This is a genomic window from Algibacter sp. (genome assembly GCF_049667265.1).
Taxonomy (GTDB): domain Bacteria; phylum Bacteroidota; class Bacteroidia; order Flavobacteriales; family Flavobacteriaceae; genus Algibacter_B.
In genome coordinates, this window is record NZ_JBATHX010000301.1 from 1 (window position 1) to 10,518 (window position 10,518).

Consider the following 10,518-nt stretch of genomic DNA (forward strand, 5'->3'; position numbering starts at 1 on the left):
GGATTCTCCCCTTTTATGAATTCTAATATATCTTTACTTTTAGCTAAATTCCTGAAGTCATTTGTTGATCCAAACGCCTTTACATTATAAGTCATAATGCTTAACACTTCATCCGCTTTTTTATCAGTATTATTAAGCTGTAATGGAACATTAAAAAATATAAAATATAAAACCAAACTTAATAATGGAAAATAGATATACTTCAAATTCTTTATTAACCAATAAATGAATATCAAGGCATTAAGGACAAATAAACATGGGATAACTAAAGAAAATAAAAAAGAGTAAATATTTAATTTAAAATAACAAATAAAACAACCAAATATTAAAAGCCCACTAGAAATTAGAGTTAAAAAAAGACCTAACTTTTGTGTGTTTTTTTTAAGTCTACTTGAATTTGACAAAGTCATTTTTTTTTAAAATAGTGCAGTTTGGCCCTCTTCATCTGTTTCCGGATCATCATCATCTGAGTCAATTATATCATCGTTTGAAGGCTTTTCTCTTTTCTCTTCAGCTGATTCTATTGACACTTCTTTTTCATCAATAACTTCTAAATCATCAGCATGAACTTCCTCAGGAGCTTCGTAAGGTATTGGATCTAATAGATTTATTTGATTCACCTTATCTTTAGTTAATTGATTCCCTTGGGCAGAAAGTCCTTTTATATCAATAAATTCTTCAATATTAATTTCTAAATTGTCTTTACGTTCCTTACCACGATCTTTAGCAAATACAATTTCGGCCATAGGTTTCCAATCTGTAGATACAATTTCCAATTGCGAATTTGGGTGTTCAGAAATAAAAGATTCTTCTCTTCCTTCTTGCTCAATAAGAAAACGTTTTACATAGTAAAGTTCTTTTTCACCATTAAAGTAAATCGCAGAAATTGGCTTTTTAGGAATCCACTTTTCCATCACAATCATATTGTCATCAAAATGCATGGTAACTTCTGGTGTTACCGTTTTAACCATTCCAGATTGGTTGATAATTAGCAACTTATCTTCACCTCTAAATTCTCCAATAAGTTCCCCTCTACCATCAACATTTAAACGTTGAACCGTATCATCAAACCAAATTTTTCGTGGCTTTAATGTTGAAACACCTTTTTCTTTTAACTCAACTCGTTTTACTGAATATTTGGTTACCAAATTTCCTTTTGAAGCACGGCCTTTAATGAGTATATCTGAAAAATCAATATCCCATTTTAGTTTCTTAATACTTCCTGCTTGCCTTAAATTTATGGTAACAACCTCTGCTTCACCATTAGGGTTTGCTGAGAAATACAAACAAACAGATCCTTTATTTCCATTTGTTAAATCGTAATCTCTATCGCGGGTAATACTAGTAACTGCAAATCGCTTTATGTATGATGGGCCTTTTGAGCCATCTTTATAAATCATATTATAAACGGTGCGCTTATCCTTCTTTTTAAATACTGCCACATGAATAATATCTTTACCAATAAAGGTTTTTGCGTCAACTTTTGTCACCATCATTTTACCTTCTTTTGTAAATACAATAATATCATCAATATCGCTACAATCGCCTACATATTCATCACGTTTTAATGAGGTTCCTATAAAACCTTCTTCCCTATTTACATAAAGTTTCGTGTTTCTAATAATAACTTTCGTAGCATCTACATCATCAAAAGTTCTTATTTCAGTTTTGCGCTCGCGTCCTTCACCATAATCCTTTTTAAGTCTAGTAAAATAAGCTATGGCGTATTCAATAAGGTGAGCTAAATGATGTTTTACCTCAGCAATTTGATCTTCCAAAGCATCTATTTTTTGTTGTGCTTTATCAATATCAAATTTAGAAATACGCTTAATTCGAATTTCTGTTAACCTCGTAATATCTTCAGTTGTAATAGCACGTTTTAAATGCTTTATATGAGGTTGCAATCCTTTATCAATGGCATTAATAACGCCTTCCCAAGTTTCTTCTTCCTCAATATCGCGGTAAATTCTGTTCTCTATAAAAATTCGCTCCAAGGATGCAAAATGCCATTGCTCTTCAAATTCGCCTAACCTAATTTCTAACTCCTGTTTTAAAAGCTTAACCGTATTATCGGTTGAACGACGTAACATTTCTGTAACACCAACAAACAGCGGCTTATTATCTTCAATAACACATCCTAATGGTGAAATTGATGATTCGCAACTGGTGAATGCGTATAATGCATCTATGGTTTTATCTGGTGATAATCCTGATGGCAAATGCACCAAAATCTCAACTTCAGCAGCCGTATTATCTTCAATCTTTTTTACCTTTATTTTCCCCTTATCATTGGCTTTTAATATAGAATCTATTAAAGATGATGTTGTTGTACCAAAAGGCAATTCTGTAATAACAAGTGTATTTTTATCTAATTGCGCAATTTTAGCACGTACTCGAACTTTACCTCCCCTGTTTCCATCATTATAATTTGAAAAGTCGGCGATTCCAGCCGTTGGAAAATCGGGTAGAATGGTAAAACGTTTGCCTTGTAAGTGTTTTATCGAAGCATCAATTAGTTCAATAAAATTATGTGGTAAAATTTTTGTTGAAAGTCCAACTGCAATACCTTCACCTCCTTGAGCTAAAAGTAAAGGAAACATAACAGGTAAATTAATAGGCTCTTTACGTCGCCCATCATAACTGGCCTGCCATTCGGTAATTTTAGGGTTAAAAACAACATCTAATCCAAACTTAGAAATTCGTGCTTCTATGTAACGAGATGCAGCAGCACGGTCTCCTGTTAAAATATTCCCCCAGTTTCCTTGGGTATCGATTAACAAATCTTTTTGACCAATCTGTACCATAGCATCAGCAATACTTGCATCTCCATGTGGGTGATATTGCATAGTATGTCCAACGATGTTTGCTACTTTACAATAGCGTCCATCATCAAGATCTTTCATAGAATGCATAATACGGCGTTGTACGGGTTTAAAACCGTCTTCTATGGCTGGTACAGCACGCTCTAAAATAACATAAGATGCATAGTCTAAAAACCAATCCTTGTACATACCTGTTATTCTGGTAATGGTTTCTTGGGGTTCGTTATGTTCGTTTGCTAAATCGTCGTTTTGGTCTTCTGTCATTAAAAGCTCTTAATTTTTTGGTTTTGTTTTTGAATTCCTGCTGCAATGTCATTAAAGACAAAATATTGCAGAAATATTATTAATTTAGTTTTCCTCAATAATATCCAATTCAACCTTCAAATTATCAATAATAAATTCTTGACGAGTTGGTGTGTTTTTCCCCATATAGAAAGATAACAATTCTTCAATAGACATATTATCATCCAACATAATAGGGTCTAAACGAATATCATCTCCTATAAAATATTTAAATTCATCTGGCGATATCTCACCTAATCCTTTAAATCTTGTAATTTCCGGTTTTGGTTTAAGCTTTTCTATTGCATTCCGTCGTTCTTCTTCAGAATAACAATAAATAGTTTCTTTTTTATTTCTAACTCTAAATAATGGTGTTTGTAAAATATATAAATGCCCTTGTTTTATTACTTCAGGAAAAAACTGCAAGAAAAATGTAATGAGAAGCAAACGAATATGCATCCCATCAACATCAGCATCTGTTGCAATTACTACATTATTATAACGCAAATCTTCAAGAGACTCTTCTATATTTAAAGCAGCTTGAAGTAAATTAAATTCTTCATTTTCATAAACAATCTTTTTACTAAGTCCGTAGCAATTTAGTGGCTTTCCTTTTAGACTGAATACGGCTTGCGTATTTACATCACGTGATTTTGTAATACTTCCAGAAGCAGAATCTCCCTCGGTAATAAAAAGTGTTGACTCTAAATTACGCTCATTTTTAGTATCACCAAAATGCACACGACAATCGCGTAACTTCTTATTATGAAGACTTGCTTTTTTCGCTCTATCTTTTGCTAATTTTCTAATTCCAGACAGCTCTTTTCGCTCGCGTTCGGCCTGTAAAATTTTACGTTGGATTTTTTCAGCGGCATCTTGATTTTTATGTAAATAATTATCAAGTTTCGTTTTTAGAAAGTCATTAATATGGGTTCTCACAGTTGGCAAATCCCCTCCCATATCTGTAGACCCTAATTTAGTTTTTGTCTGACTTTCAAAAATGGGTTCCATCACCTTAATGGCAATGGCACTTACTACAGATTTTCTAATATCTGAAGCATCGTAATTCTTTCCGTAAAACTCACGAATAGTTCTAACTAATGATTCTCTAAACGCATTAAGGTGCGTGCCTCCTTGCGTGGTGTTTTGCCCGTTTACAAAACTATTATACTCCTCGCTGTATTGGGTTTTACTGTGTGTTAGCGCAACTTCAATATCCTCTCCTTTTAAGTGAATAATAGGATATAACAAATCTGAATCAGCAATTTTTTCAGCGAGCAAGTCTTTTAACCCATTTTCGCTATAATACTTTTCGCCGTTAAAAACTATGGTTAAACCAGGATTTAAATACACATAGTTTTTAAGCATTTTAACTACATATTCACTTCTATATTTATAGTGTTTAAAAATGGATTCATCTGGCACAAATGATACTTTTGTCCCCTTCCTTCGGGTAGTATCATCAAGCAAATCTTGATTAGTCAAGTTACCTTGCTCAAATTCCGCCGAAGCGGACTTACCATCTCTAGTAGATTCAACCCTAAAATAATTTGAAAGTGCATTTACAGCTTTGGTACCAACACCGTTTAACCCTACCGATTTTTTAAAGGCCTTAGAATCGTACTTCCCTCCAGTATTCATTTTGGAAACCACATCTACCACTTTCCCTAAAGGAATTCCACGACCATAATCACGAACAATAACCTTATTTCCCTGAATAGAAATATCGATGGTTTTCCCAGCACCCATAACAAACTCATCAATAGAGTTATCCAAAACTTCTTTTAAAAGAATGTAAATACCATCATCTGGTGAAGAACCATCACCAAGTTTTCCAATATACATTCCAGGACGCATTCGGATATGCTCTTTCCAGTCTAATGAACGTATATTATCTTCGGTATATTTAGTTTCTTCTAACATCTATATTTTTGAGAAATTTGGTGGGGTTGCTAATATAGCATAACCAATTAAAAAATAAAACAGGAAGCCTACAAAGTAATTAACAATAAAAAGCCAATGTTGTTGAGAACATTGGCTTAAAGAGTAATTTGGATTCGATTTCTATAAAGTATACATTAAACATAAAAGGGCTCTTGGCATTACATTAGGTCGTTTAATTGCTTTTTAGCATAATATCGAGGTGATAATCGAATGCTTTTGCTTTTTCTTCTGTAACACTAAAAACCTTGTTAAATTAAACGCCACGGTTCGATGAAATACAACGGATTAAATTTTATATCAAGATTTTTGCTCTTTTTTAAGAGACACCAATAAAATTCCTAATATAACAACCAAAGCACCGAATAGCTGTAACAAAGTTAGTCTTTCATTTAAAAAAATAGCGGCTAAAACAATGGTAGAAATTGGTCCGATTCCAGCAACAATGGCAAAGTTAGAAGAGCTAATCATTTTGATTGAGGCAGATACTAAAAAAGATGGAATTACCGTTGCAAAAACAGCAATAGCGCCTCCTAAAGCATAAACTTCCCATGAAAAACTAAAAAGGTTTAATTCACTTATAAGGCTATAATGAACAAATACACAAACACACGAAACAATCATAGCATATGCTGTAAATTTCATGACTCCGAATTTGGGGATTAGCCAACCGCTGCCTACTAAATATGATGCGTATGTTATGGCACTCAAGAGAATGAAGAAACCTCCTAAATAAGTATCTGAACCAGAAATGGAAACTTCATCTGAAAAAGCAAAAACAATCCCTAAATAGCTCAACCCAATAGCAAGCCATTGAATTTTATTAATAGGCTGTTTTAAAAAGAATTTATTTAATAAAAGGACAATTGTTGGGTATAGAAACAATATAATTCGCTCTAGGCTTGCTTTTATATAGGTAAGACCAACAAAATCGAAATAACTTGCTAAATAATAACCAACAAAACCAAAAAATACGAGCCACAAATAATCTTTATTGTTTGGCTTTACAACAGTATTTTGATTACTATATAAATAAGCAATAATTAAATAAAAAGGAAAAGAAAACAGCATACGCAAAAGTAAAACATTAATGGCATCAACATGGTAGTTGTAGGCTAATTTTACCATGACTGCTTTGGAGGAAAACATGACGATTCCTAAAACACCCAAACCTATTCCATACCAAAACTGTCGCGTTCTTTGCATGAAACGAAAGTAGACAGGTGAATTTTAACAATAATGCCGAGAAAGTAAAAAATACGATGTTCAAGGCATTTTTCATGCTCTTAAGGGAAAAAAGTAAAAATTTGAGTGACTTTTTTACTGTTTAATGACACCGTGATTATTTTGAATCTTTTCAGCCATTATTTTTAATGCTTCATTTCTCCTTTTCAAGAAATTGGTCATATATTTTTTCATAAATAACCAATCTATGAATTTTCCAATAAACCCGTAAGGTGATTCAAAATAAAACCTATCTATCATTATCGTTTTATTTCTTTCAATAAAAATATGCTCATGTTTATAAGCTTTAAAATTACCTTGAATCATTTCATCCACAAATAAATTTGGACTATCAAATTCAGTAACCTTTAAAGTAAGATGATTAACAAAACCAAGATGTTTTGCCTCCCAGGTAATAGAATCGTTTAATTCAACTAAACCCGTTATTTTTCCAAAAACTGCAATCTCGGCAGAGTTTTTTAATGATTTTTGATAGAAATCAATGTCACGTGCTAAATCGAAACATGTTTTTAAGTCCGCGGTTATTTCAGTTTGGACTTCAATTAAAGGCATAAAATTATTGATTAATTTGTAATTTACTGTTAGTAATATTCTTTAATAAAAGACACAAAATTAACAAAAAGTCACAATTTACAATAAATGTAATTAATTTTTACACATTAAAAAGGAAATGCATTACATCTCCGTCTTTAACAATATAGTTCTTTCCTTCAACACGCATTTTACCGGCTTCTTTCACTTTAGCCTCGCTTCCGTATGTAACATAATCGTTGTAAGCAATAACTTCAGCACGAATAAATCCTTTTTCAAAATCGGTATGAATTACCCCTGCAGCTTGTGGTCCTGTTGCACCAACATCAACTGTCCAAGCACGCACTTCTTTTACACCAGCGGTAAAATAGGTTTGTTGGTTAAGTAATTTATATGCTGAACGAATTAATTTAGCAGCGCCGGGCTCATCTAAACCAATATCTTGAAGAAACATTTGGCGCTCTTCATAATCATCTAATTCATTAATATCTGCTTCAGTTCCAACTGCTAAAACTAAAACCTCAGCATTTTCATCCTTTACGGCTTCTTTGACTAGTTCTACATAATTATTTCCTGAAACCGCAGAACCTTCATCAACATTACAAACATACATTACAGGCTTTTCTGTAATAAACTGTGATGGTTTTACAAAATCATTATAATCATCTTCAGAAAACTCTAAGGCTCTTACAGAAATTCCAGATTCCAATCCAGCTTTTATTTTTAATAAAACCGCTTCTTCTTTTTGGGCTTCTTTATTTCCTGTTTTTGCAGCGCGCTTTACTTTATCTAATTTCTTATCTACAGTTTCTAAATCTTTTAGCTGTAGTTCCATATCGATAGTTTCCTTATCACGAATCGGGTTTACATTTCCGTCAACATGCACAATATTATCATTATCAAAACAACGTAGCACATGAAGTATAGCATCGGTTTCACGAATATTAGCTAAGAATTGATTCCCTAAACCTTCACCTTTGCTTGCTCCTTTAACTAATCCTGCAATATCCACAATCTCGACAGTTGCTGGCAAAACCCGTTCTGGTTTTACCAAAGATTCTAATTTTTCTAAACGCGGATCTGGCACATTTACCACACCTATATTGGGTTCAATTGTACAAAACGGAAAATTTGCACTTTGGGCTTTCGCATTTGATAAACAATTAAACAAGGTTGACTTCCCTACGTTTGGCAATCCTACTATACCTGCTTTCATTATGATATATTTATTTTATTCCGTGAAAACGGAATTCATATTATGGTCTTAATAATTCAAAAAAATTACCTTCATCATGGCAACCTGTTTTTGCGAGTGCAAATGTAGTTAATAAAAAAGAATTTTATTAACTGCAAATTGCAAATTAAACATAGAGGATAATATTGCCAAAAAGCAAATAAATCTATTCCTAATAAATAAATTCTCTTCAAGAATAAAAACAAAATCAGACCTGGAGGAATTTTTAAAACCCACTATAAAATTCTAAATTTTTTGATGTAAATAAGATAATCCTTAATGCACCAATTTTCGAATCGTATTATTATATTTACTCAAATTCTACTTTAAATTCTGTACAACCTTATGAAAAAACTTCTTCTTTTATTTCTACTTTCTATTAATTACCATGTAGTAACCTCTCAAAACATATTAGATGTTGAATTTGGCTCGATTTTCAAAAATGAAAAGAGAGAAATTCCTGTTGATATTATTGGTAAGGATGAAAACGGATACTATTTACTTTACTCCGAAGGTAAGTATGGGCAAGGAGATGATATGTTTTTAAGGAAATTCAATTTAGATTTAACCCCTTCAGACCAAGAAATTAATTTAAAAAGTGATACTTATGAGGGAAAATTCAATTCGCTTGGTTTAATCAAAATAAAAAACAAAATTGTGCATGTTTTTTATTTGCTAACAGAAAACGGCAAAACTTTTTACTACCAAAATATAGAGTTAGACACCTTCTTATTAAGTCCGAAAAAAGAAATTACTACTGTTTTAAATGATTCGAAAAACGCTAATAATTCTATAAGTAAATTCATGATTAGTGATGATGAAAATACCATCACGCTTTTTTATACGATACCCAATAGAAACAATGAAACTGCCAAAATTAGAATTCAAACTTTCGATTCTGGTTTTAATGAAAAAACAAGTAATTATTTTAATTTCCCTTATAACAATGATGTTTTATCATATAGAAGTGTATTTGTAAATAGTAAAAACGAACTGTTTATAGTCTGTAAAAAATATGATTCTTATAAAATCTTAAATGACGAAAACAATCATAGGTACGAGTTTCAAATCTATAATATTAAGAGCGACCAACTAGGACTACTTGCAACTATTAGACCCGAAAATGTGCATTTAAGATCATTAAACACCACAATAATTAATGATAATGAATTAGCTTTAACGGGATTATATTCTGAAAAAGATTTGTATGCCATGAACGGTGTTTATGCAGCAAAAATTGATTTAACAAACGGCAATATTTTAACCTCCAAATACAATAAATTTACCTCAGATTTTTTCGCAAAACTCATGGATGATGGGAAAAAGAAAAAAAAGGCCATTGCTAAGTATAAAGAAGGAAAAAGAGCAGATCAAAACTATATTTTAAGGCAAACTTTAAAACTTGATAATGACGAACTTTTAGTGCTTGCGGAACAAATTTGGTCTTATTCTTATAATTACTCAATAACCTACTATCATCACGACATTGCAGTTATTAAGCTAAATAAAGATGGAGAAATAATTTGGACGAATAAAATTGGAAAGCGCAATGATAAACCGAATGTATCCATTTATAATTCTTATCATCCTATTTATAAAAATAATCAATTGTTTTTACTTTATAATTGTAGTGCCAAAAATTTGAATCATACCACAGGGCTATTAGCAAATTATTTTACAGATTATGATAAAGCATTTATATCTGCCAATGTTGATTTAAATTCTGGCGATTATAAAAGACAACTATTAATTAGGAATGATCAATTAGAAGGAATCACTATTAGGCCTTCTTTATATAACTGGGTTGATGATAATACGTTATTAATGTTTGGTCAAGACATTGATAATTTAAAAAATCAAAGATTTGTGAAAATAAAGGTTAAATAAAATGCCGAAAGCATTAATTAAAAAAAAGCCTTTCATCAAATCTAAAAGTAAAAAATCAACATAACTTCCTTAAAAAAGAGCAATAAAAAAATCCCAAGCTTTAGCTCAGGATTTAAAAGTCTCGATTAATTTTAAGGTTTGTTAATTTACAGTCTTCTAAACGTTTCTATAAAAGTAAACGTTACGCCATCTTCGGTAACTGATCCTTTAATTTTAAGAGTTGTGCCATTTAATACCAAAATCTCGAAGGTTATTGTTTCACCATCCACAGTTCCTGTTAACATATTTCCGTTTATTGAGTATGTCCCAGCACCACTTTCATAATCAAGAACGCAACCAGCACCGTCTTCATAGTCATAATACTCTTTAGATTCCACCGTGTTACTTGTAAAAATAACTCTGTCTAAACAATCACCGTTCTCAATAGTTTCTTCGCCATTAATCGTTGCCGAAAACCCTTCCCAAGTTCCAATAATATCTGTTTTAAACGAATTGCTATCATTGCTATCGTCGCTACTACAAGATACCAACAATCCAATTGTTAGTATAAAAAATACATTTACAATTCTACTCATG

Annotated in this window: 7 protein-coding genes and 1 pseudogene; 1 reads left to right on the forward strand and 7 read right to left on the reverse strand. The window is 31.8% G+C overall.

All coding sequences use genetic code 11. The features are described 5' to 3' along the window. The 6 genes and pseudogenes from WBN21_RS10915 to ychF all read right to left on the reverse strand — a co-directional run. A pseudogene (locus WBN21_RS10915) lies at positions 1 to 206 on the reverse strand (hypothetical protein); the annotation flags it as partial. 210 nt (positions 207 to 416) lie between these two features. After that, a complete protein-coding gene (locus WBN21_RS10920; RefSeq protein WP_424200197.1) occupies positions 417 to 3,086 on the reverse strand; it encodes a DNA gyrase/topoisomerase IV subunit A in 2,670 nt (889 codons plus the stop codon). An 84-nt stretch (positions 3,087 to 3,170) separates the two neighbouring features. After that, positions 3,171 to 5,027 carry a DNA topoisomerase IV subunit B gene (locus tag WBN21_RS10925; RefSeq protein WP_424200199.1) on the reverse strand — a complete coding sequence of 619 codons (1,857 nt, stop codon included), beginning with the start codon at positions 5,025 to 5,027 and terminating at the stop codon, positions 3,171 to 3,173. A 318-nt stretch (positions 5,028 to 5,345) separates the two neighbouring features. Beyond that, positions 5,346 to 6,251: a DMT family transporter gene (locus WBN21_RS10930; RefSeq protein WP_424200201.1), complete on the reverse strand. Its 906-nt coding sequence runs from the start codon at positions 6,249 to 6,251 to the stop codon at positions 5,346 to 5,348. A gap of 114 nt (positions 6,252 to 6,365) precedes the next feature. Continuing rightward, positions 6,366 to 6,842: an SRPBCC family protein gene (locus WBN21_RS10935; RefSeq protein WP_424200203.1), complete on the reverse strand. Its 477-nt coding sequence runs from the start codon at positions 6,840 to 6,842 to the stop codon at positions 6,366 to 6,368. Positions 6,843 to 6,942: 100 nt separating this feature from the next. After that, positions 6,943 to 8,037: a redox-regulated ATPase YchF gene (ychF, locus tag WBN21_RS10940; RefSeq protein WP_424200205.1), complete on the reverse strand. Its 1,095-nt coding sequence runs from the start codon at positions 8,035 to 8,037 to the stop codon at positions 6,943 to 6,945. Between the two features lie 363 nt (positions 8,038 to 8,400). Between ychF and WBN21_RS10945 the strand changes: the two genes are divergently transcribed. Beyond that, positions 8,401 to 9,942, forward strand: a complete 1,542-nt coding sequence (locus WBN21_RS10945) for a hypothetical protein (protein WP_424200207.1) — start codon at positions 8,401 to 8,403, stop codon at positions 9,940 to 9,942. 146 nt (positions 9,943 to 10,088) lie between these two features. Here the strand turns inward: WBN21_RS10945 and WBN21_RS10950 are convergent. Then, positions 10,089 to 10,518 (reverse strand): lipocalin family protein (locus WBN21_RS10950; protein WP_424200209.1); only part of this gene is annotated, 430 nt, incomplete at its 5' end.

Excerpts from the sequence above, each read along its gene's own strand:
- WBN21_RS10920 (WP_424200197.1), bottom strand. The coding sequence starts at position 3,086 with ATGACAGAAGACCAAAACGACGATTTAGCAAACGAACATAACGAACCC.
- WBN21_RS10925 (WP_424200199.1), bottom strand. The coding sequence starts at position 5,027 with ATGTTAGAAGAAACTAAATATACCGAAGATAATATACGTTCATTAGAC.
- WBN21_RS10930 (WP_424200201.1), bottom strand. The coding sequence starts at position 6,251 with ATGCAAAGAACGCGACAGTTTTGGTATGGAATAGGTTTGGGTGTTTTA.
- WBN21_RS10935 (WP_424200203.1), bottom strand. The coding sequence starts at position 6,842 with ATGCCTTTAATTGAAGTCCAAACTGAAATAACCGCGGACTTAAAAACA.
- ychF (WP_424200205.1), bottom strand. The coding sequence starts at position 8,037 with ATGAAAGCAGGTATAGTAGGATTGCCAAACGTAGGGAAGTCAACCTTG.
- WBN21_RS10945 (WP_424200207.1), top strand. The coding sequence starts at position 8,401 with ATGAAAAAACTTCTTCTTTTATTTCTACTTTCTATTAATTACCATGTA.